17 protein-coding genes are annotated in these 20,920 nt (G+C 72.4%); 12 read left to right on the top strand and 5 right to left on the bottom strand.

Annotated features, from left to right (window positions below):
- A partial coding sequence (locus ACIBD9_RS07005; RefSeq protein ID WP_396715268.1) for a WD40 repeat domain-containing protein occupies positions 1-1,571 on the top strand: 1,571 nt, incomplete at its 5' end.
- Positions 1,572-1,583: 12 nt separating this feature from the next.
- Here the strand turns inward: ACIBD9_RS07005 and ACIBD9_RS07010 are convergent.
- The gene (locus tag ACIBD9_RS07010; RefSeq protein WP_396715270.1) at positions 1,584-2,780 is read right to left on the bottom strand and encodes an ROK family transcriptional regulator; all 1,197 of its coding nucleotides are present in this window, start codon (positions 2,778-2,780) and stop codon (positions 1,584-1,586) included.
- 163 nt (positions 2,781-2,943) lie between these two features.
- Between ACIBD9_RS07010 and ACIBD9_RS07015 the strand changes: the two genes are divergently transcribed.
- The 6 genes from ACIBD9_RS07015 to ACIBD9_RS07040 are packed head-to-tail and all read left to right on the top strand — an operon-like array spanning position 2,944 to position 7,940.
- Positions 2,944-3,672 carry an amino acid ABC transporter ATP-binding protein gene (locus ACIBD9_RS07015; protein ID WP_238657928.1) on the top strand — a complete coding sequence of 243 codons (729 nt, stop codon included), beginning with the start codon at positions 2,944-2,946 and terminating at the stop codon, positions 3,670-3,672.
- 19 nt (positions 3,673-3,691) lie between these two features.
- A complete protein-coding gene (locus ACIBD9_RS07020) occupies positions 3,692-4,660 on the top strand; it encodes a glutamate ABC transporter substrate-binding protein (RefSeq protein ID WP_396715272.1) in 969 nt (322 codons plus the stop codon).
- A gap of 16 nt (positions 4,661-4,676) precedes the next feature.
- Positions 4,677-5,321, top strand: a complete 645-nt coding sequence (locus tag ACIBD9_RS07025; protein ID WP_387167925.1) for an amino acid ABC transporter permease — start codon at positions 4,677-4,679, stop codon at positions 5,319-5,321.
- Complete coding sequence (locus ACIBD9_RS07030) at positions 5,318-6,187, top strand: amino acid ABC transporter permease (RefSeq protein ID WP_396715274.1); 870 nt, start codon at positions 5,318-5,320, stop codon at positions 6,185-6,187. Before ACIBD9_RS07025 ends, ACIBD9_RS07030 begins: the two co-directional genes overlap by 4 nt.
- The gene (locus ACIBD9_RS07035) at positions 6,184-7,200 is read left to right on the top strand and encodes an asparaginase (RefSeq protein WP_396715276.1); all 1,017 of its coding nucleotides are present in this window, start codon (positions 6,184-6,186) and stop codon (positions 7,198-7,200) included. The genes ACIBD9_RS07030 and ACIBD9_RS07035 overlap by 4 nt, the downstream gene beginning before the upstream one ends.
- Positions 7,197-7,940: a copper homeostasis protein CutC gene (locus ACIBD9_RS07040; RefSeq protein WP_396715278.1), complete on the top strand. Its 744-nt coding sequence runs from the start codon at positions 7,197-7,199 to the stop codon at positions 7,938-7,940. Before ACIBD9_RS07035 ends, ACIBD9_RS07040 begins: the two co-directional genes overlap by 4 nt.
- Before the next feature lie 128 nt (positions 7,941-8,068).
- Here ACIBD9_RS07040 and ACIBD9_RS07045 read toward each other — a convergent pair whose 3' ends face one another.
- Positions 8,069-8,194: a hypothetical protein gene (locus tag ACIBD9_RS07045; RefSeq protein WP_396715280.1), complete on the bottom strand. Its 126-nt coding sequence runs from the start codon at positions 8,192-8,194 to the stop codon at positions 8,069-8,071.
- 263 nt (positions 8,195-8,457) lie between these two features.
- A complete protein-coding gene (locus tag ACIBD9_RS07050; protein ID WP_396715282.1) occupies positions 8,458-10,908 on the bottom strand; it encodes a glycoside hydrolase family 2 protein in 2,451 nt (816 codons plus the stop codon).
- A gap of 113 nt (positions 10,909-11,021) precedes the next feature.
- Between ACIBD9_RS07050 and ACIBD9_RS07055 the strand changes: the two genes are divergently transcribed.
- Complete coding sequence (locus ACIBD9_RS07055; protein WP_396715284.1) at positions 11,022-12,041, top strand: LacI family DNA-binding transcriptional regulator; 1,020 nt, start codon at positions 11,022-11,024, stop codon at positions 12,039-12,041.
- Positions 12,042-12,047: 6 nt separating this feature from the next.
- On the opposite strand, the gene ACIBD9_RS07060 is transcribed toward ACIBD9_RS07055, so the two are convergent.
- Positions 12,048-14,420: an EAL domain-containing protein gene (locus ACIBD9_RS07060; RefSeq protein ID WP_396715286.1), complete on the bottom strand. Its 2,373-nt coding sequence runs from the start codon at positions 14,418-14,420 to the stop codon at positions 12,048-12,050.
- Positions 14,421-14,637: 217 nt separating this feature from the next.
- Between ACIBD9_RS07060 and ACIBD9_RS07065 the strand changes: the two genes are divergently transcribed.
- Entirely contained in the window at positions 14,638-15,030 is a 393-nt protein-coding gene (locus tag ACIBD9_RS07065) for a PH domain-containing protein (protein WP_396715288.1), read from the top strand.
- Here the strand turns inward: ACIBD9_RS07065 and ACIBD9_RS07070 are convergent.
- Entirely contained in the window at positions 15,024-15,950 is a 927-nt protein-coding gene (locus ACIBD9_RS07070; RefSeq protein WP_396715290.1) for a 2-hydroxyacid dehydrogenase, read from the bottom strand. The two genes, ACIBD9_RS07065 and ACIBD9_RS07070, sit on opposite strands and share 7 nt — an antisense overlap.
- A gap of 186 nt (positions 15,951-16,136) precedes the next feature.
- On the opposite strand from ACIBD9_RS07070, the gene ACIBD9_RS07075 reads away from it, so the two are divergent.
- The 3 genes from ACIBD9_RS07075 (at position 16,137) to ACIBD9_RS07085 (ending at position 20,889) form a co-directional block, all read left to right on the top strand.
- Entirely contained in the window at positions 16,137-17,954 is a 1,818-nt protein-coding gene (locus ACIBD9_RS07075; RefSeq protein ID WP_396715292.1) for a SpoIIE family protein phosphatase, read from the top strand.
- 91 nt (positions 17,955-18,045) lie between these two features.
- On the top strand, positions 18,046-19,218 hold the full coding sequence (locus ACIBD9_RS07080; RefSeq protein ID WP_396715294.1) for a PQQ-dependent sugar dehydrogenase: 1,173 nt from the start codon (positions 18,046-18,048) through the stop codon (positions 19,216-19,218).
- Between the two features lie 60 nt (positions 19,219-19,278).
- Positions 19,279-20,889 carry a metallophosphoesterase gene (locus ACIBD9_RS07085; RefSeq protein ID WP_396715296.1) on the top strand — a complete coding sequence of 537 codons (1,611 nt, stop codon included), beginning with the start codon at positions 19,279-19,281 and terminating at the stop codon, positions 20,887-20,889.
- Positions 20,890-20,920 lie beyond the last annotated feature (31 nt).

Raw genomic sequence — 20,920 nt, forward strand, 5'->3', positions numbered from 1 at the left:
GGCTCGCCAGCGCCGGACACGACGGAACCGTACGCATCTGGAACCCCACCACCGGCACCCTCCAACACACCCTCACCGACCACATCGGCTGGGTACGAGCACTGGTGGCAGCACCCGACGGATCCTGGCTCGCCAGCGCCGGAAACGACCGGAGGGTACGGATCTGGGACTCGAACACCGGCACCCTCCAACACACCCTCACCGGCCACACCGCAGACGTAGTGACGTTGGTGACAGCACGCGACGGATCCTGGCTCGCCAGCGCCGGACACGACGGAACCGTACGCATCTGGAACCCCACCACCGGCACCCTCCAACACACCCTCACCGACCACATCGGCTGGGTACGGGCACTGGTGGCAGCAGGCGACGGATTCTGGCTCGCCAGCGGCGGTGACGACCGGACCGTACGGATCTGGGACCCGAACACCGGCACCCTCCAACACACCCTCACCGGCCACACCGACGAGGTTGTGGGGTTGGTAGCGGCACCCGACGGATCCTGGCTCGCCAGCTCGGGACACGACAAGACCGTACGGATCTGGGACCCGAACACCGACAGGCTCCGGTACGGCTTCACCGGCCACAGCGACCGGGTGCGAGCGTTGGAGGAGGCGCGCGACGGATCCTGGCTCGCGAGCGCCGGCAACGACAGAACGGTGCGGATCTGGGACCAGACCACTGGCACCCTCCGACACACCCTCACCGGCCACACTCGTTGGGTAGTGGCCTTGGTGGCGGCACCCGACGGATCCTGGCTGGCCAGCGCCGGAGAGGACCGGACCGTACGGATCTGGGACCCGAACACCGGGACCCTCCGACACACCCTCACCGGCCACACTCGCTGGGTGGTGGCCTTGGTGGCGGCACCCGACGGATCCTGGCTCGCCAGCGGCGGACACGACCGAACCATACGGATCTGGGACCCCAACACCGGCACCCTCCAACACACCCTCACCATCCAGGGCGGCTGGGTGAAGGCGTTGGTGGCAGCCCCGGACGGATCCTGGCTCGCCAACGCCGGAAACGACAAACGGGTGCAGATCTGGGACCCGAACACCGGCACCCTCCAACACACCCTCACCGACCACACCGACGGGGTCGTGGCCTTGGTGGCGGCACCCAACGGATCCTGGCTCGCCAGCGCCGGAAACGACCGGACCGTACGGATCTGGGACCCGAACACCGGCACCCTCCAACACACCCTCACCAGCCACACCGAGTGGGTAGTAGCGTTGGTGGCCGCACCCGACGGATCTTGGCTCGCCAGCGGCGGCCACAAGGGAACGGTGCGGATCTGGGACGCGACCACCGGTGCGCTACGACATACCCTCACCGGCCACACCGACGAAGTGGGCGCGTTGGCGGTGGCGCCGGACGGATCCTGGCTCGCCAGCGGCGGACGCGACGGGACCGTCCGCATCTGCGATACGCGAGGCGGCGAACATCTCACTACCGTCCGAATCGGCGCACCGATCGAAACCATCGTTGCGGGAGCGGACAGCCGCACGGCCTACTGCGCAGGTGCCATCGCGGTGCATGGGTTCGACCTTCTCACCGATGTGATCTGAACCGATGCGAGGTCAGGCGGCCGCTACGACGTGGTCGATCACCAGGTGGGCGGCGCCGGTGATGCCGACGTCCTGGCCGGCGGCGACCCGTTCGATGAGCAGGGTCTGGGTGGCCAGCGGGAGGCACCGCTCGTAGAGGGTGGCCCGCATGCTGGCCAGCAGCGGCTCACAGTCGGCGAGCCGACCGCCGATGGCCACCACCTGCGGGTTGAAGAAGTTGACCACCACGGCCAGGATCTCGCCGACGGCGCGACCGGCCTGCCGGGCGAGGGCCGTGGCCTGCCGGTCACCGTCGTCGATCAGGCGGATCACACCGGTCAGGTCGGAGACCGGTACGCCCTGACCCCGCAGCGCGGTGACCAGTGCGGCGCCGCTGGCCACCGCCTCCAGGCAACCGGCGTTTCCACAGGTGCACGGTGGCGCGGGATCGGCCACCACCCGGCAGTGGCTGATGTCCCCGGCCGAGCCCTGGGCACCCCGGTGCAACCGTCCACTGGAGATCACACCGGAGCCGATCCCGGTGCCAGCCTTGATGTAGACGGCGTGGTCCAACTCGGGGTGCGCGGTGCGGTGCGCGCCGAGCGCCATCAGGTTGGCGTCGTTGTCCACGATGACCGGCACGTCGACCCGGCCGGCGCAGAACGCGGCGACGTCGAAGCCGTTCCAGCCGGGCATCCGCGACGGGCTGACGATCCGCCCGGTGGCGTGCTGCACCGGGCCGGGAATCCCGATGCCGATGCCGCGGAGCGCACCTGCCGCCGAGCCCTCGGCTGCCGCAGCGCCGCCGGGCGAGGCCGACCGATCGCCGCCCACCAGCGTGGCGACCTCGGCGAGCAGCGTGCCGAGCACCGCCTCCGGGCCGTCCTCGATGCGGACCGGCAGGGTGCGGGCCTGGACCACCCGTCCGGAGAGATCCAGCGCGCCGACGCGGGCGTGGTGTGCGCCGAGGTCGATGGCGCCGACCACGGCGCCGCCGGTGGGCACGGCGAGTTGGCGGGGCCGTCGTCCACCCCGGGACCGCCCGGCGCCGGTCTCCTCCAGCAGCCCCTGGCTGATCAGCGCCTCGACCCGCTGGGAAACCGTCGAGGGGGACAGCCCGGAGAGCCGGGACAGGTCGGCCCGACTGACGGCCGCACCGGTGGCCACCCAGCGCAGTAGCTCCCGGGGGCCGCCCCGGAGGGCATCGCGTGGCGCGTCGTCAATCGTCACGTCAGCTTCTTAGCACCCGTAGTTTGTTCAGGCAACCGGTTGACTTAGTTTGCTGGCTACCTTTAGATGGCGCTGTTGGTTCGATATGAAGCTGACTTAGTTTTGTAGTCGAAGGAAGTGAGGCCGCCTGGTGGCACCGGAGACGACGGGTGCGGACCGACCGATGGTGTCGGTACGCGGCCTGAACAAGTGGTTCGGTCCGCTGCACGTACTCAAGGACATCGACCTCACGGTGGCCGCCGGCGAGGTGGTCGTCGTGGTGGGGCCCTCTGGCTCCGGCAAGTCGACCCTGTGCCGCTGCCTCAACCGGCTGGAGACCGCCGGGCAGGGCAGCATCGAGATCGACGGTGAGCCGCTGCCCGCCGAGGGCCGGGCGCTGGCCCGGCTGCGCGCCGATGTCGGCATGGTCTTCCAGTCCTTCAACCTCTTCGGCCACAAGACGGTGCTGGACAACATCACCCTCGGCCCCACCCGGGTCCGCCGGATCCCTCGACCAGAGGCGCGGCAGCAGGCGATGGCCCTGCTGGAGCGCGTCGGCATCGCCGACAAGGCGGACCACCATCCGGCCCAACTCTCCGGCGGGCAGCAGCAGCGGGCCGCGATCGCCCGGGCCCTGGCGATGCAGCCGAAGGTGCTGCTCTTCGACGAGCCGACCTCGGCCCTCGACCCGGAAATGGTCAACGAGGTGCTCGACGTGATGGTCTCCCTCGCCGCCGAGGGGATGACCATGATCGTGGTGACCCACGAGATGGGTTTCGCTCGTCGCGCCGCCGACCGGGTGGTCTTCATGGACGACGGCCGGATCGTCGAATCCGGCGCCCCCGACGACTTCTTCGCAGCTCCGCGCACCGAGCGGGCCCGCGACTTCCTATCCAAGATCCTCCAGCACTAGCCCCCAACGGGAGGGTGTCATGTCAATCCTCAAGATGAGCTTCACCGGGCGGCGGTCGCTCGCCCTCACCGCCACCGCGGTGGCGGTGGCCCTCGCCGCCACCGGCTGCGGCGGCGACGGCGGCGGCAGCGCTCCGGCGCTGCCCGGCAACCCCGGCCTGGGCGGCGACGGCGTGGTCGCCCAGTCGGTGTACGACGCCGCCCCGGTGGCCACCGACGCGGACATCCCGGCCGGTTCCACCATGGAGGCGATCCGCAAGCGCGGCTACCTGAACATCGGCGGGTCCCTGGACGCGCCGCTGCTCTCCCAGCAAAACCCGGTCAGCGGCACCATCGAGGGCTTCGACGCCGACATGGCGAAGCTGCTGGCGAAGTACATCATCGGCAAGCCCGAGGTGAAGACGACGACCATCGGCACCCAGACCCGGGAGGCCATGCTCCAGGCCAAGTCGGTGGACGCGGTCTTCCAGACGTACACGATCACCCCGCAGCGGGCCACCCAGGTCGCCTTCGCCGGGCCGTACCTCACCTCCGGCCTCGCGGTCGGCGTCCGCAAGGACGACACCTCGATCAAGAGCGTCAAGGACCTCGCCGGCAAGACCGTGATCGTCGGGGCGAACACCCCGGCCGTCACCGCACTGCCCTCCGCCGCGCCCGGCTCGAAGCAGATCGCCTTCGGCACCGACCCGCAGGCGTTGCAGGCGCTGCTGCAGAAGCGCGGCGACGCGTACGTGCAGGACTTCACCCTGCTCGCCTCGGGCGCCAAGGCCAACCCGGGGATGAAGGTGGTGGGCGAGCCGTTTACCACCGAGGCGTACGGCATCGGCCTCAACCGGGAGGACGCGCAGTTCAAGGAGTTCGTCAACAACTGGCTGAAGAAGATCCAGGCCGACGGCACGTGGGCGAAGGTCTGGGAGGGCACCCTCGGCTCGGTGGTGGAGGGTGGCGCACCCACCCCGCCCGCCCTCGGTTCCGCCGACGGCTCCTGAGCAGCCTCTCGTACCCATGGAAGCCCTCACCGCCCACCTGAGCCAGCTTGGCCACGGCCTGGTCACGACGGTCGAACTGACCGTCGTGACCACCCTCGGCGCGATGCTGCTGGGCATCGTCGTGGCCACCCTGCGGATCGCCCCCGTCCCGCTGCTGCGCGCCATCGGCACCGCGTACGTCGAGGTGTTCCAGAACCTGCCGCTGCTGGCGCTTCTGGTGCTCTTCGTGTTCGCGCTGCCGACCATCGGCATCACGTTCCCGCTGTTCACCTCCGCCGCGATCGTCATCGCGGTGTACGAGGGGGCGTACCTGGCCGAGGCGATCCGCGCCGGGATCAACACGGTCGGTGTGGGCCAGGCCGAGGCAGCCCGTGCCATCGGCCTCACGTTCGGCCAGTCCCTGCGGCACGTAATCCTGCCGCAGGGACTCCGGGCGGTGATCCAGCCGATCGGCAACATCTGCATCGCGCTGCTGATGAACACCTCGCTGGCCGCCGCCGTCGGCGTCGTCGAGCTGACCCAGGCGGCCAACAACGTGAACCTGGTCGAGGCGCAACCGATCGCCGTCTTCACCGGCGCGGGCCTCGCCTACATGCTGCTGGCGCTGATCATCGGTCAGGTCACCGGCCTGCTCGAACGAAGGCTGGCGATCGTCCGATGAACAAGACGCAACAGATCCTCTTCGACGAGCCCGGCCCCCGCGCCCAGCGGCGGATCCGGATCGCCACCGTGCTGGGCGCGATCCTCCTGGCCGGCGCCCTGGTCGCGGCCTTCTACCAGTTCGCCAGCCACGGCGAGTTGGCCGCCGCCCGGTGGGAGCCCTTCACCACCTGGCCGATCTGGCGGTACCTGCTCAACGGCCTGTGGGCCACACTGCGCGCCGCCGCCGCGACCGCCGTGCTCAGCTCCGCGCTCGGTCTGCTCCTGGCGCTCGGCCGGCTGTCGACGCATCGACCGCTGCGGTGGCTGGCCGGTGCGTACGTGGAGGTCTTCCGGACCGTCCCCACCCTGCTGCTGATCTACGTGACGCTGTTCGCCCTGCCGCAGTACGGACTGAACTTCCCGCTGTTCTGGAAGCTCGTCGTGCCGCTTGTGGTCTCCAACTCGGCGGCGTTCGCGGAGATCTTCCGGTCCGGCATCCTGGCGCTCGACCGTGGGCAGACCGAGGCCGGTCTCGCGGTCGGGCTGCGTCGTGGCCAGGTGATGGCGCTGGTGGTCCTGCCGCAGGCGCTGCTCCAACTCGCCCCGTCCCTGGTCAGCCAGCTGGTCGGGCTGCTCAAGGACACCTCGCTCGGCTTCGTGGTCAGCTACACCGAGCTGCTCTACAGCGGGCAGGTGCTCTCCTCGTACACCCACCTGCTGATCCAGACGTTCCTCGTGGTGGCGCTGATCTACCTGGTGGTCAACGCCTCGCTGTCGAAGTTCGCCCGCGTACTCCAGGCTCGCAACGGCCGCTTCGGCGGCCGACGCGGACGGCGGACCGCGGAGCTGCCCCCGCCGCTTCTCGAAGGGAACACCCCCCGGTGACGATCTTCCGCTACGCCGAACTGGCAAGGGTGGTGCGCAACGGCTTCGTGGAGAGCCGGCACTACGGCAGCGTCGTGGTGCTCGCCCCGGACGGGGCTGTCGCCCTCGCCGCCGGCGTACCCGACGAGCCGGTGCTACCCCGCTCCACCCTCAAGCCGGTGCAGGCACTGGCCTGCCGGATCGCGGCGGGCGACGAGCTGACCGGCCCGGCGTTGGCCCTCGCCGCCGGCAGCCACACCGGCGACGACCGGCACGTCGAGGTGGTGCGGGCGATGCTGGCCGGGGCCGGCCTGACCGAGGACGCCCTCGGCTGCCCGGTGGACTGGCCGGAGGACGAACCGACCCGCGACCGGCTGATCCGCGCCGGCGGGCAACGCGACCGGATCCGGATGAACTGCTCCGGCAAGCACGCCGCGATGCTTGTCGGCTGCGTCGCCCGGTCCTGGAGCACCCACGACTACCTCGACCCCGACCACCCGCTGCAACGGGAAACCGCCGCCGCCGTCGCCCGGCTGGCCGGCACGCCGATCGCGCACCACGCGGTCGACGGCTGCGGCGCACCGCTGTTCGGCCTACCGCTGACCGGCCTGGCCCGCACCTTCCAAGCGTTGGTCACCGCGCCCGCCGGAAGCGACGAGGCGCTGGTCGCGCAGGCCATGCGCCAACACCCGGAGTACGTCGGCGGCTGGCACGGGCACCCGAACACCGACCTGATGCGGGCACTGCCCGGCGTCCTCGCCAAGGGCGGGGCCGAGGGCGTGCTCGCGGTGGCCACACCGGACGGTCACGCGGTGGCGGTGAAGGCGATCGACGGTTCACCCCGAGCCACCACCGCCATCGCCCTCGCCGCCCTCGACGCCGTGGGCGTACCGGTGGGTGGGGCCGACGCGCTGCGCCAGGTGCCGGTGCTCGGCGGCGGCGTACCGGTCGGCGCCGTCACGGCCGTCATCGACTGGACCCCGGCATCGTCTCGCACGTCTCGCACGTCTCGCACGGAAGAGGAAGAATCATGAACACATTCGAGATCTGCATCGACAGCGTCGAGGGGGCGGTCGCCGCAGAGGAGGCCGGCGCCGACCGGGTGGAGTTGTGCTCCGCGCTCTTCGACGGCGGGCTGACCCCCAGCCTGGGCACCATCGAGACGACCCTGCGCGCCGTCAGCCGGATCCGGGTACACGTGATCGTCCGCCCCCGGGCCGGCGACTTCATCTACTCGCCGTTCGAGATCGAGGCCATGGAGCGGGACGTGCGGGCCGCGGTGGCCGCCGGCGCGCACGGCATCGTGATCGGCGCGTTGACCGCCGAGGGCGACGTCGACGTACCGACCACCCGCCGGCTGATCGCCGCCGCCGGCGACGCCAGCATCACCTTCCACCGGGCGTTCGACATGACCCGCGACCCGTACGCGGCGCTGGAGCAGCTCATCGAGCTGGGCGTACACCGCGTGCTCACCTCCGGTCAGGAGGTCAGCGTGCTGGAGGGTGCTCCGCTCATCGCCGATTTGGTGGGCCGGGCCGCCGGCCGGATCGTCATCATGCCGGGCGGTGGCATCACCCCCCGCAACATCGCCCGGATCGTCGAGGCGACCGGCGCCGACGAGTACCACTTCGCCGCCCTGGTCAGCTCGGACAGCCCGGCCGTACACCGCAACCCGGCACCGCTGATGGGTGGCAGCCTGAACCGGCCCGAGTACGAGCGCTCGGGCACCTCGGGCGCCCTGGTCGGCCAGGTGCTCGCCGCCGCCCGCGCCTGACCGTCTGATCGCGCCCCCAGGCGTGATGATCGTGCCGCCGGGCGTGATGATCGTGCTCGAACATGGAAGTAGTGGCCTCCCCACCGTGGGAGGCCACTACTTCGTGGACCGAGCACGATCTTGGGACGTCAGCCCCGGGTCAGGGTGCTCGCCATGATCGCCCACCGGTCCGTGACGAGGAAACCGACGGCACCGACGGGAATCGCTGCCAGGATGAGTGCCTTCGCCGCGGCCGTGCCGCTGATCCCCCGCATGTCTGTCATTGAACCGGTGCTGCCCGGTCGCCAGGGTCTGTGTTATCCAGAAGGCGACAGAAGTGGGCGTCGACTGCCTAGCTGGTTAACGGACCAGCAACCAGCCAGTCAATTCAGCCCCAGGCTGCAAGGTGGGCGTGACCTGACGGTCAGCCAACGTGACGTCGGCTCCCGGTCTGCTCCGAGCGCGCTATACCTCAGAGGCATATTTATGCCTCTGAGGTATAGCGCTCATCGGGCCACAGGCCCGACGGCGGCGAACGCTAGCTCGACGTCAGGTCGTTGACGCAGCGCAGCACCGGGCGGGCGACGAGCGCCGCCGGGTCCAGGACCCCGGCCGCCTGCACGGTGAAGGTCGTCGACTCGCCGGGCAGCAGGGTGACCAGGGCCGCGTCCACAGTGGCGGAGTCGTCGAGGCGATCGGCGAACAGCGTCAGGTCGCGCAGCACCGTGCGGGCCGTGACCCGGACCCGCTGCCCGCCGTCGACCGGCTCGACCGTGGCGTCCCAGGCCGCCGCCGGCCAGTCCACCTCCCGGTCCTCGGCGAAGAACCACAGGGCACGCTCCGCGGTGCCACCGGCCTCCGCGACCAGCAACTCGCACCGGCGCTCGTCCGGCCGCGCCAGGTCCGCCGGCAGCGCAAGCACCACCGAGGAGTACGCCGGGACGTCCAGCTCCATCGTCGTCTTCGCCCGAGCCTCGCCGGTGAGGGTCACCCGGGTCACCGAGGCCGACGCCCGCCAGGGCGTGCCAGCGTCGTTGACCGCCACCAGGGCCAGGCCGCCGTCGCGGGGTTGCACGGTGAGGAGCCGGTCGGCGTACGCGTGGCGCAGGGCGTACCACAGGGGTTTGCGGCGGCCGTCGCCGTCGACGGCCGACCAGGAGGTCACCGGCCAGCAGTCGTTGAGCTGCCAGACGATGGTGCCCGCGCAGACGCCCCGGTGCGAGCGGAAGTGCTCCACCCCGAGCTGGATCGCCCGGGCCTGGTTGAGCTGCGTCAGGTAGTGCCAGTCGTCGAAGTCGACCGGGGTGGGCAGGTGCGCGTCGAGGCCCCGCTGGAGCTTCTTGTCACCGCCGACCGCCTTCTGGTGGTGCGCCATGCCCGGTGAGTCGTGCGCCAGGGGTTCGTCGCTCAACGCCCGGCGCAGCGTGGCGTACGCGGGTGGGGCCTGGTAGCCGAACTCGGCGACGAAGCGCGGGACGTACTCCCGGTATTTGGTGTAGTCGTCGGTGTTCCACACGTCCCAGATGTGGGTGGTGCCGTGCGCCGGGTCGTTGGGGTGGATCGCCTCGGTGCCCGACCAGGGGCTGCCCGGCCAGTACGGGCGGGTCGGGTCCAGCTCGCCGACGATCCGGGGCAGCACGTCGAGGTAGTAGCCGCGCCCCCACGTGCGTCCGGCGAGGGCGGCCTGCCAGTCCCAGTCGTGCCAGCCCCAGATGTTCTCGTTGTTGCCGGTCCACAGCACAAGCGACGGGTACGGCGCGAGCCGGGTCACCTGCTCGGCGGCCTCGGCGGCCACCTCGGTGCCGAACGGCTCCTCCTCCGGGTAAGCGGCGCAGGCGAAGAGGAAGTCCTGCTGGACGAGGAGACCGCGCTCGTCGGCGAGGTCGTAGAAGTCCGCCGACTCGTACCGGCCGCCGCCCCAGACGCGCAGCAGGTTGACGTTGGCCGCGGCCGCCTGGTCGAACCGGTCGGCCAGCCGAGCCCGGGTGATCCGGGTGGGGAACGCGTCGTCCGGGATCCAGTTGACCCCGCGGACGAAGACCGGGACGTCGTTGACCGACAACGAGAACGGGGTGCCGTGCTCGTCGGGTGTGGTGTCCAGTCGTACCGAGCGGAAGCCGATCCGGTGCGACCAGCTGTCCAGGGTGTCGCCGTCCGGTGCGTGCAGGGTCACCTCGATCGGGTGACGCGCCTGGTCGCCGTACCCCCGGGGCCACCACAGTGCGGGCTCGCGGACGGTGAGGGCCAGCACGGCCGTGCGTTGCCCGGCCGGGACGACCACCTCGGCGCGGACGCCGGCCACGGCGGCGCGGACGGTCAGCGGGACGTCCGCGACCCGCTCGACCTCGACGTGCACCTCGACCCGGCCGTCGCGACCGTCCATGGTGACCAGTGGACGGACGGTGGCCAGCCGGGCGGTCGACCAGGCGTGCAGGCTGATCTCCTGCCAGATGCCGGCGGTGACCACTGTCGGCCCCCAGTCCCAGCCGAAGTTGCAGGCCATCTTGCGGATGAAGTGGAACGGCTCCGGGTAGGCGTTCGGCCGGTCGCCGAGCCGCTCCTGCTGGGCCTCGGCGTAGCGGTACGCGGAGTCGAACGTGACGACCAGGTCGTTGTTCCCGGCGCGCAGCAGCGGTCGGACGTCGAACCGGTAGCCGCGGTGCATGTTCGCGGTACGGCCGACCTCGACACCGTTGAGGGTGAGCGTGGCGACGGTGTCCAGGCCGGCGCAGACCAGGTCGACTCGGTCGTCGTCGCCCGCCCGGTGGACGAAACTGGTCTGGTAGACCCAGTCCGTGCGCCCGATCCAGGCCACCGCCCGCTCGTTGTCGTCGAGGTAGGGGTCGGGGATCAGCCCGGCGTCGAGCAGGTCGGTGTGCACGCAGCCAGGCACGGTCGCCGGCACGGACCGGCCGGCGACCTCCTCGGGCACCTGCGCTCCGGGGGCCGCCCGCACTGTCCAGCCGTCGTAGAGTGCCTGTCGGCTCACGATTTCACCGCACCTTCCCGCATCGAAAGATGCCGTACTGAACCGGATAAGCTGAGCTACGGTACGGTCCGGAATCCGGGCTGTCAACGACCAGAGAGCGAAGGAGCACGCCGGTGAAGCGGCCGACCATCGCCGATGTCGCCCAACGCGCCGGGGTGTCCAAGGGCGCCGTGTCGTACGCCCTGAACGGGCAACCCGGTGTCTCCGAGGCCACCCGGCAGCGCATCCTGGCCATCGCCACCGAGATCGGGTTCAGCCCGAGCAGTGCCGCCCGCGCCCTCTCGGCCGCCGCCGCCGGGGCGATCGGCCTGGCCCTGTGCCGACCGGCCCGGACCCTCGGCGTCGAGCCGTTCTTCATGGCGCTGATCAGTGGCGTCGAGGCCGAACTCTCCGCCCGTTCGTACGCGCTGACGTTGCAGGTGGTGGCCGACCACGACGCCGAGATCGCGGTCTACCGGCGCTGGTGGGGCGAACGACGGGTGGACGGGGTGCTCGTCTGCGACCTGCGCACCGACGACCGTCGCATCCCCGCACTCGAACAGCTGCAACTGCCGGCGGTGGTGATCGGCGGCCCCGGCGGCACCGGTGAGCTGGCGAGTCTCTGGTCCGACGACGCGGCCGCGCTGACCGAGACGGTGGAGTACCTGGTCGCGCTGGGGCACCGGCGGATCGCCCGGGTCGCCGGCCTGCCCGACCTGCGGCACACCGAGATCCGCACCGACGCCTTCGCGGCGGTCCGCCAGCGGCTCGACCTGGTCGACGCGGTCACCGTCTGGTCCGACTACACCGGGGAGGAAGGCGGCCGGGCCACCCGCCGGTTGCTCAGCTCGGCCAACCGGCCCACCGCGGTCATCTACGACAACGACGTGATGGCCATCGCCGGGCTCTCCGTCGCCCAGGAGATGGGCCTGACCGTGCCCGGCGACCTGTCCATCGTGGCCTGGGACGACTCGCCGCTGTGCCGGCTGGTGCACCCGCCGCTGACCGCGCTGGGCCGGGACATCCCGGCGTACGGCGCGCACGCCGCCCGGCAACTGCTCGCCGTCGTCGCCGGGCAGCCCGCCGGCCGGGTGCAGGACGAGACACCCCACCTCACACCGCGCGGCAGCACCGCACCGCCCCGAGGGAGATGAACCGGTTCAGCGGGACGCGGAGGGAAACTCCTCGAAGTACGCCTCGACCCGCTCAGCCGTAGCCGGCCGGGCCAGCGCGAACCCCTGCCCGTACCGGCAACCGCCCCGGCGCGCCCCCTCGACCTGGGTCGACGACTCCAGCTCCTCGGCGACGATCTCGACGCCCAACCGCTCACCCACGTTGACCACCACGTCGATCAGCGGAGGCTGCCCGTCCGGCCGTGCGCCGACCAACTCCGGGCCCACCTTGAGCAGGTCGATCGGCAGTCGGCGTAGCTGGGCCAGTGAGGCGTGCTCGGCCCGGAAGTCGTCCAACGCGGTGCGTACGCCCAGCGACCGGAGCCCGGCCAGCCGAGCCACCACGGTCGGCAGGTCACCGGCGACCCTCGGCTCGCTGACCTCCACCACCAGTCGCTCCGGCGGCACCCCGTACGCGGCCAGCACGGCCGCGAGCCGCTGGACGAAGTCGGGAGTGGTCAGCTCCCGGGTCGTGACGTTGACCGCCATCCACAGCTCCCGGACGCCCACCGACCAGTCGGACAACTGCCGGCAGGCCCGGTCCAGCACCCACCACTCCAACTCACCGACCAGGTCCAGGTCCTCGGCGACCGGCAGCAACTCGGTCGGGAGCACCGTGCCGAGCACCGGGCTGCGCCACCGCAGCAGCGCCTCCGCGCCCACCGGCTGCCCGTCGGCCAGGTCGACCACCGGCTGGTAGACAAGATCCAGTTCGCCGCGCGCCACCGCACCGGGCAACTCCCGCTCCAGGTCGAGCCGGCGCACCAACTGTTCCTCAAGGAACGCGTCGTACCACTCCACCCGGTCCCGGCCCAGCTGCACGGCCCGTCGTCGGGCCAACTCGGCCTGCCGGAGCACGTCGGCCGGCCCGGCGCCGCTCACCTCGGCCAACCCGATGCTCGTCTGCACGCGCAGCGTCGCGCCGGCCAGCCGGTAGGGCGGGCTGAGCGCGCTCAGCAGTCGGGTGCCCAGCGCGTACGCCAGCACCGGGCCGGCGGCGGTGACCACCGCGAAGCCGGTACCCGTGCACCCGGTGACCAGATCGTCGGGGGCGATGACCGCACGGGCCCGGTGCACCGCCTCGGCCAGCACGTCCTCCCGGGCCGTCGGGCCGATCCCCTCGGTGCCGTGCAGGTCCACCAGCAGCAGCGCGCCGGTCGGCGCGGGGACGTCGCCGATCGCGGCCAGGGCGTCCAGCAGGGCGGCCCGGTCGCCGGGGGTGCCGCTCGCCGCCGTGGCGGGTCGCCGGTTGAGCCCCGACCACGCGGGACCGGGATCAGGCGACCAGGTCGAGCCGGCACCCAACGCGGTGGCCGCCTCCGCTGCGTGGCGGTCTCGCTCGGGCGGCGACTCCGGCGTGCCCGGCCAGGGCGCCGGGGCCGCACGGCGGTGCCGCAGCGAACGGCCGGCGGGCCGGCGATGAGCGGCCCGCCGACCAGACGTGGGCGCGTCAGTCGCGCGCAGCAGCTCGCGCAGCACCAGGGGCGGCACCGCCGCCAGGGCCAACAGCACGCTCGTCCGGTCCGGTGCGCGGCCGGCGCCCAGGTGCAGACCCGATGCCAGCAACAGCACCGCCGCCGGGAGCACCGCCCGGGGCCAGGCCGCGGCGACCGGCTCCGCGGGCTCCGCGTCGTCCGCCGCATCCGCGGCGCCGACCGCGACGAGCAACATCCCGAACACCAACGGGGGTACGGCCAGCAGGGCCACCCGCCCGGTCGGCGCGGACGGCAACATGGCCAGCAGCACCAGCCCGCCCAGGGTGAGCAGGACGCCGCCCCGGCAGAGCGCCGCACCCGAGCGCCGCCGCGGCCCCGCGAACGCGTTCAACGCGGCCATGCCCAACCCGCCGAGCGTCAACGCGCAGACCAGCCGAACCGGGCCCGGCTGGCCGTCGCGGGGCAGCAGCAGCCAGCCGGCGAGGGCCAGACCGACGGCCGGGCCGGTCGACTCGACCAGCCAGCGCAGCCGGACCGAGGGCGCCAGCCGCGATCGTCCGGGGAGCCGGTACAGACCGGTCGCCGAGAGGACCGCCACGACCAGCGACCCGATCGGCACGGCGACGGTGTGCCCGATGTCGGCCAGGGGCAGCACGACGGCGGTGAGACCCGCCACCACCACCGCCGCGTCGAGCAGCACGCCCGCCGCGCGCGGGGTCGGCTCGGTGCCGCGTCGGGTGGCCAGCCGGGAGAGTCGCAGCCCGGCGAGCGTGGCGCCGGCACCGGCGGCCAGCGCGATCACCACCGAGGTCGGGACCAGGTCGGCGGCACCGGCGAGGAGCAGCAGCGCCACCGCCATGGACGTGGCGGCCTCCGGTGCCGCACGGCGGAGGACGAGGACGCGGAACGGGTACGCGAGGAGCACGGCGGTCGCCTTCGTGAGGGGGCACGGGGGCGGTGCGGCGGTGCGGGACATCGGACACTGCGAGTCCGCTACCCACGATTGGCAACGATGGACGGCCGAATTGGTTACTTGCCGGTCACTCAGGTGAGACAACGACCTGTGTCACTGTACGGCGTACCGCACGCTGCTGGCACCGCCCGCCGCGAGCCGAAACGACCGGGAGTGGGATCATCGGAGGGTGAGTAAGCCCGACACGGTCCGCTTCCGGTACAACCAAGCCATCCTGGTGGCCGCGATCATCGCCTTCGTCGGCGCCCTGCCGCTGGCCAACGCCCGGGCCTACCTGCTGCCGGTGCTGCTCGTCCCGCTCGCCGTCGCGGTGTGGGCCTGGCGGGCCGGCACCGACGCCGACGCGCGGGAGCTGCGTATCCGGGCGCTGGCCGGGCAGCGTCGGATCGACTGGGACCGGGTCATCGAGCTGACCACCGACCAGCGCGGGCGCGCGGTCGCCCGGCTGGACGACGGCCACCAGGTCACCCTGCCGGCCGTCCGTGGGGCGGATCTGCCCCGGCTGGTCGCGGCGGCCGGCCAGCCACTGCCGGGCGCTGCGGCGGACACGCCCGGTCAGTAGCCGTCGACCACCGTGTTGATCAGCGGTTCCCCGGCGGCGAAGCGGCGGACCTGATCGCCCACCAGTCGGTAGGCCCGTGGCCACAACCCGCGCACCGACCCGCCGACGTGCGGGGTGAGCAGAACGTTCGGCATGACCCAGAGCGGGGAGTCGGCGGGCAGCGGCTCGGGGTCGGTGACGTCCAACGCCGCCGAGATCCGACCGGTGCCCAGCTCCGCGACGAGCGCGTCGGTGTGCGCCACCGGGCCCCGGGAGGCGTTGACCAGCAGCGCCCCATCCGGCATCGCGGCCAGGAACGCCTTGTCGATCAGGCCACGGGTCTGGTCGGTGAGCGGCACCAGCACCACCACCACGTCCGCGTCGGGCAGCAGCCGGGGCAGCTCGTCGACGGCGTGCACTCCCTGCTCCGGGCGGGCCGTCCTGGCGACCAGGGTGAAGCTCACGTCGAAGGGGGCGAGCCGGTCGCGCACCGCGGCGCCGATCGAACCGGCGCCGATGATGAGCACCCGCTTGCCGGTCAGCTCGTCGGTCGGGGTGTTCTCCGCGTACGTCCAGCGCCGCTCCGCCTGCGCGCGGACGAACGCCGGGAACGCCCGCAGCTGGGCAAGGATCGCGGTGACGACCCACTCGGCGGTGGAAGGGTCGTGCACGCCCCGGGCATCGCAGAGCGTGACAGCCGGCGGCGTCCGGCCGGCCCAGGCGTCCGCCCCGGCGGAGAGCAACTGCACCACCGCCAGGTCGGGCAGCTCCCGCAGCAGCGCCGTACCGTCCGAGCCACCCAGGAACGGCGGCACCCAGAAGCGGACGTCGACCGGCTCGGACGGCATCCGGTCGGTGTGCTCGAAGACCTCCACTGTCACGTCCGCGGGCAGCTCGCCCAGGAGGTTCAGGCCGGCCTGGTGCGGAATCCATACCTTCACGTCCGCCGACGATAGTCCCCGGCGTCGGGGCCGGTGGAGGCGCGGCGGCGAACCGGCGTACCGGGGGATGGCGCGCGGCGTCGGGGCGGGCGAGACTCAGCACACCGATGTTCGACTCCGCCCCTCACGAGGTATAACGAAGGGTCGGAGGGCCGGTCGGCCTCCGCCCCGGCAGACAGGTGCTCGATGACCGACGGCTCCCCCGGCCCCGCCCGGCGTTCGATCGCGCCACCCTCGGTGCTCGGCGATCCGGCGCGGTTGCGCGCGCTCGCCGACACCGGGCTGGACGCCGCCCCGGACGAGGCGTTCGACCGGTTCGCCCGGCTGGTCAGTGACCTCCTCGACGTGCCGGTCGCTCTGGTCTCCCTGGTCTCCGCCGACCGGCAGTTCTTCCCGGGCGCGGTCGGGCTGCCGGAGCCCTGGTCGCAGCGGCGGCAGACCCCGCTGAGCCACTCGTTCTGTCAGCACGTGGTGGACATCGAGACGCCGATGGTGCTGCCGGACGCCCGGCTCTACCCCCGTGTCCGGGACAATCTGGCCATCGACGACCTCGGCGTGGTCGCGTACGCCGGGATGCCGCTGACCGACCTCTCCGGCCGGGTGCTCGGCTCGCTCTGCGCCATCGACAGCAAGCCCCGCGCCTGGACGGCCGCGCAGCTGCGGACCCTGGCCGACCTGGCCGCCGCCTGCTCGTCGGAGCTGCGCCTGCGGATCGCGCTCGACGGCGCGCAGGAGGCCCGGCGGCGGGTCGTGCAGGCGCACGAGCGGCTGGAGCTGCTGGCCGGGGTGAGCGAGACGCTGGCCGGCACCCTGGACGTGAGCACCGCGCTGCGCCGGCTCGCCGCCACCATGGTGCCGCTGCTCGCCGACTGGTGCCTGCTCACCCTGATCGGGCCGACCGGTCTGCCCCGCGAGGTGGTCTCGGTGCACCGGGACCCGGCCCGCGCGGCGGACGTCGACCGCTTCGGCGAGTTGCTGCGCACCGGGCTGAGTTCCGAGTCGAGCATCCGGGCGGTGCTCCGGACCGGCCAGCCCCGGCTCGGCAGCGTGGCGTCCCTGGCCGACGTGACGAGGGGTACCACCGACCCGGAGATGGCCTCCATCGCCAGCCGGTTGGGCATCGCCTCCTACCTGAGCGTGCCGGTGCGGGGCGTCGGCGGCACGGTGCTGGGGGCGATCACCCTCGTCAACGGCGGCCAGCGTCAGCAGTTCGACGACCGGGACCTGCTCACCGCCGTCGACATCGGCCGCCGGGCCGGTCAGGCCGTCGGCAACAGCTCGATGTACGGCGAGCAGCGGCACGTCGCCGAGGTCCTGCAACACAGCATGCTGCCCCGGCTGCCGGTGGTGGCCGAGCTGGAGCTGGCGGCCCGCTACCAGCCGGCGGCCGACCGGGTGGAGGTGGGTGGCGACTGGTACGACGCCTTCGTGCAGCCCGACGGCGACGTGATCGCCGCGATCGGGGACGTGGCCGGGCATGACATCGAGGCGGCGGCGACAATGGGTCAGCTGCGCAACCTGGTGCGGGGCAACGCCTTCGGCCGGCCGGACGCGGTCGGGTCGCTGATGAGCAACCTGGATGGCGCCATCCGTGGCCTGCGGTTGCCGATCGCCGCCACCGCGACGCTGGTCCGGATCTGTCCGCAGCGCGCCGGTGTGTACGAGGTGACCTGGTCCAACGCCGGGCACCCGCCGGCCCTGGTGGTCCGCGTCGGCGGGGCGGTCGAGGTCCTCCAAGGCACACCGGAGCCGCTGCTCGGCCTGGCCCGTCCGTCGCCGCGGAGCAGCCACTCGACCAGCCTGGCCACCGGCGACACCCTGCTGCTCTATACCGACGGGCTGATCGAACGGCGGGACCGCTCCATCGACGAGGGGCTGGCCGAGTTGGCGGGCCGGCTGTCCGGCACCGACACACTGCCCCTCGACGACCTGTGCGACCTGCTGCTCGCCTCGATCCGGCACCGCGAGGACGACACCGCGCTGCTGGCCGTACGGGCGCGGTGAGTGGTCCACCGGGGACCATCGGGCGGGTCGGCGGCACCCGTTGGATCTCGACGGGTCCGGCCGGGGCGCGCGGCGGGCTACCCTGGGCCGGGTGAGCGCCCGTCCCCCGTACCCTCGCATCCGCCGCCTCCGGGTGGCCCTCGCGGCGTCCTGCGCGGCGCTGCTGTTCGCCGCCGGTTGCAGCTTCGGCGAGCCGGAGCCCGACCCGGCCGGCGAGCCGCCCAACCTGCCGACCCCGTCCGCGTCGGCGAGCCCGGGCGGTGCCGGCCAGCAGGCGGTGGCGACCGTGCTCGCCAAGGGTCTGCGGGTGCCCTGGGCCATCGCCTTCCTGCCGGACGGCGGCGCGCTGGTCAGCGAACGGGACAACGGCCGGATCCTGCAGGTCGGACCCGAGTCCGGGCCGGACGGGCTGCGGGTCCGCCCGGTGCAGACGATCCCCGACGTGGCGGCGGCGGGCGAGGGTGGCCTGCTCGGCATCGCCGTCTCCCCCGACTACGCCCGGGACCGGACGGTGTTCGTCTACTACACCGCCGAGGAGGACAACCGGGTCGCCCGGCTCCAGCTCGGCGGGCAGCCCACCCCGATCCTCACCGGCATCCCGAAGGCCAACGTGCACAACGGCGGTGGGCTGGGCTTCGGCCCGGACAAGCAGCTCTACGTCAGCACGGGTGACGCCGGTCAGCGCCCCCTCTCCCAGGACGTGAAGAGCCTCGGCGGCAAGATCCTCCGGATCACCCCGGACGGCAAGCCCGCCGCCGGCAATCCGTACCCCAACTCCCCGGTCTGGTCCCTGGGGCACCGCAACGTGCAGGGTTTCGCCTGGGACGCCGCGAAGCGGATGTACGCCGTCGAGTTCGGCCAGAACACCTGGGACGAGATCAACCAGATCACCAAGGGCGGCAACTACGGCTGGCCGGAGGTCGAGGGTCAGGCCGGCGACAAGCGGTTCACCGACCCGATCGTGCAGTGGGCGACGTCGGACGCGTCCTGCTCGGGTCTGGCCGCCACGGACCGGCTGCTGGTCACCGGCTGCCTGCGCGGCAAGCGCCTCTGGGTGATGGAGTTGACCGACACCGGCACACTGCTCGGTCAGCCCAGTGAGCTGCTCACCAACCGCTACGGTCGGCTGCGCGCGGTGGCCGCGGCACCGGACGGGTCGCTCTGGGTGAGCACCTCCAACCACGACGGGCGGGGCGACCCGGCGGGCGACGACGACCGGCTCCTGCGGGTGGTCTTCGCGGGCGGTGACGGCGGGCGCAGCTGACTTCGTCACCATCGGTTCAGGTTTGCCAAGATCTTTCGGCGGGCAGGTCAGACTTTCAGCATGGACGGGCAACGCGACGAGCGGCACGACGACGCCGATGACCGGGACGACCCGGTGACCGGCGACGATCGGCCGCGCCCGGCGGGTTGGCGGGTCGGCGTCGCCGGCCCGCTACGTCGCCTCGGGTTGATCGTCGCCGTCCTCGCCGTGGCCCTCGGCGGGGCGGTGCTCGGGGTGCTGGCCGGCGGTCAGGTGAGCACCGACATCGGCCCGTTCCGGGCCAACCTCAGCATCTCCCCCGCCCGCGAGGGCGGCACCACGGTCGACATTCCGCCACTCGGCGCGCTGCTGCTCGACAGCCACGACGGGCCGACCCACCTCACCGTCCGGCTGGGCGCGCTCGACCAGGGGCGCACCGAGGCGCTGATCGACGACCCGGCCAGCATCAGCCGGGCCAGCCAGAGCGCCGTGGAGGACGTCCGCTCCGGGGTGATGCGCCTCGGCCTGCGTACCCTCGCCGCGTCGGTGCTGGTCACGTTGATCCTGGCCGGGCTGATCTTCCGCGACGTCCGGCGCACCGCCTGGGCGGGTGGGCTGGCGCTGCTGGTCACCGCCGGCAGCCTCGGCACGGCGGCGGCGACCCTTCGGCCGCAGGCCATCGAGGAACCACGCTACGAGGGGCTGCTGGTCAACGCGCCGGCCATCGTCGGTGACGCCCGGCGGATCGCCAACGACTACACCAAGTACGCGGAGCAGCTGCAGCGCCTGGTGGGCAACGTCAGCCAGCTCTACACCACCGTCTCGGCGCTTCCGCTGTTGGAGCCGACCCCGGGCACCACGCGGGTGCTGCACGTCTCCGACATGCACCTCAACCCGACCGGCTGGCAGCTGATCCGGACGGTCGTGGAGCAGTTCGGCATCGACGTGGTGATCGACACCGGGGACATCACCGACTGGGGCAGCGAGCCGGAAGCCTCCTTCGTCGCCTCGATCGGCCTGCTGAAAAAGCCGTACGTCTTCATCCGGGGCAACCACGACTCCGGCAAGACCGCCGCCGCGGTGGCCCGTCAGCCGAACGCCATCGTGTTGAACAACACGACCACCACGGTCGCCGGGCTGACCATCGCCGGCATCGGCGACCCGCGCTTCACCCCGGACAAGAACACCTCCCCCGCCGGCAGCGGGTTGACCCAGCAGGTGGCCGACCAGGTGATCGGCACCGGTAACCAGCTCGCCGCGACGGTCCGCAGCTCACCGCGACCGGTCAACATCGCCCTCGTGCACGACCCGGCGTCGGCCGGGCCGCTCGCCGGCACCTGCCCGCTGGTGCTGGCCGGGCACACCCACGCCCGGCAGGTCTCCAAGCTGCCGCAGGCCCCCGGGCAGCAGCCCACCACGCTGATGGTGGAGGGATCCACCGGCGGCGCCGGGCTGCGCGGTCTCGAGGGCGAGAAGCCCACCCCGCTGTCGATGAGCGTCCTCTACTTCGACCAGCAGAAGATGCTCCAGGCGTACGACACCATCACCGTCGGCGGCACCGGACAGGCCCAGGTCAACCTGGAACGACGCCTGGTGGAGAACCCGACCGCCGGTGTCAACGCCACACCCACACCCACACCCACACCGACCGGCGGTGTCCCCGCCACACCCACACCCACGCCGACCGACTGAGCCGACGCCGACGCCCACCAGCGGACCGGCG

The sequence above is a fragment of the Micromonospora sp. NPDC050784 genome (genome assembly GCF_044456765.1).
GTDB classification, from domain to species: domain Bacteria; phylum Actinomycetota; class Actinomycetes; order Mycobacteriales; family Micromonosporaceae; genus Micromonospora; species Micromonospora foliorum.

Bases quoted from the DNA above. Each gene is read 5' to 3' on its own strand.
- ACIBD9_RS07015 (WP_238657928.1), top strand. From the start codon at position 2,944: ATGGTGTCGGTACGCGGCCTGAACAAGTGGTTCGGTCCGCTGCACGTA.
- ACIBD9_RS07020 (WP_396715272.1), top strand. From the start codon at position 3,692: ATGTCAATCCTCAAGATGAGCTTCACCGGGCGGCGGTCGCTCGCCCTC.
- ACIBD9_RS07025 (WP_387167925.1), top strand. From the start codon at position 4,677: ATGGAAGCCCTCACCGCCCACCTGAGCCAGCTTGGCCACGGCCTGGTC.
- ACIBD9_RS07030 (WP_396715274.1), top strand. From the start codon at position 5,318: ATGAACAAGACGCAACAGATCCTCTTCGACGAGCCCGGCCCCCGCGCC.
- ACIBD9_RS07040 (WP_396715278.1), top strand. From the start codon at position 7,197: ATGAACACATTCGAGATCTGCATCGACAGCGTCGAGGGGGCGGTCGCC.
- ACIBD9_RS07045 (WP_396715280.1), bottom strand. From the start codon at position 8,194: ATGCGGGGGATCAGCGGCACGGCCGCGGCGAAGGCACTCATCCTGGCA.
- ACIBD9_RS07075 (WP_396715292.1), top strand. From the start codon at position 16,137: ATGACCGACGGCTCCCCCGGCCCCGCCCGGCGTTCGATCGCGCCACCC.
- ACIBD9_RS07085 (WP_396715296.1), top strand. From the start codon at position 19,279: ATGGACGGGCAACGCGACGAGCGGCACGACGACGCCGATGACCGGGAC.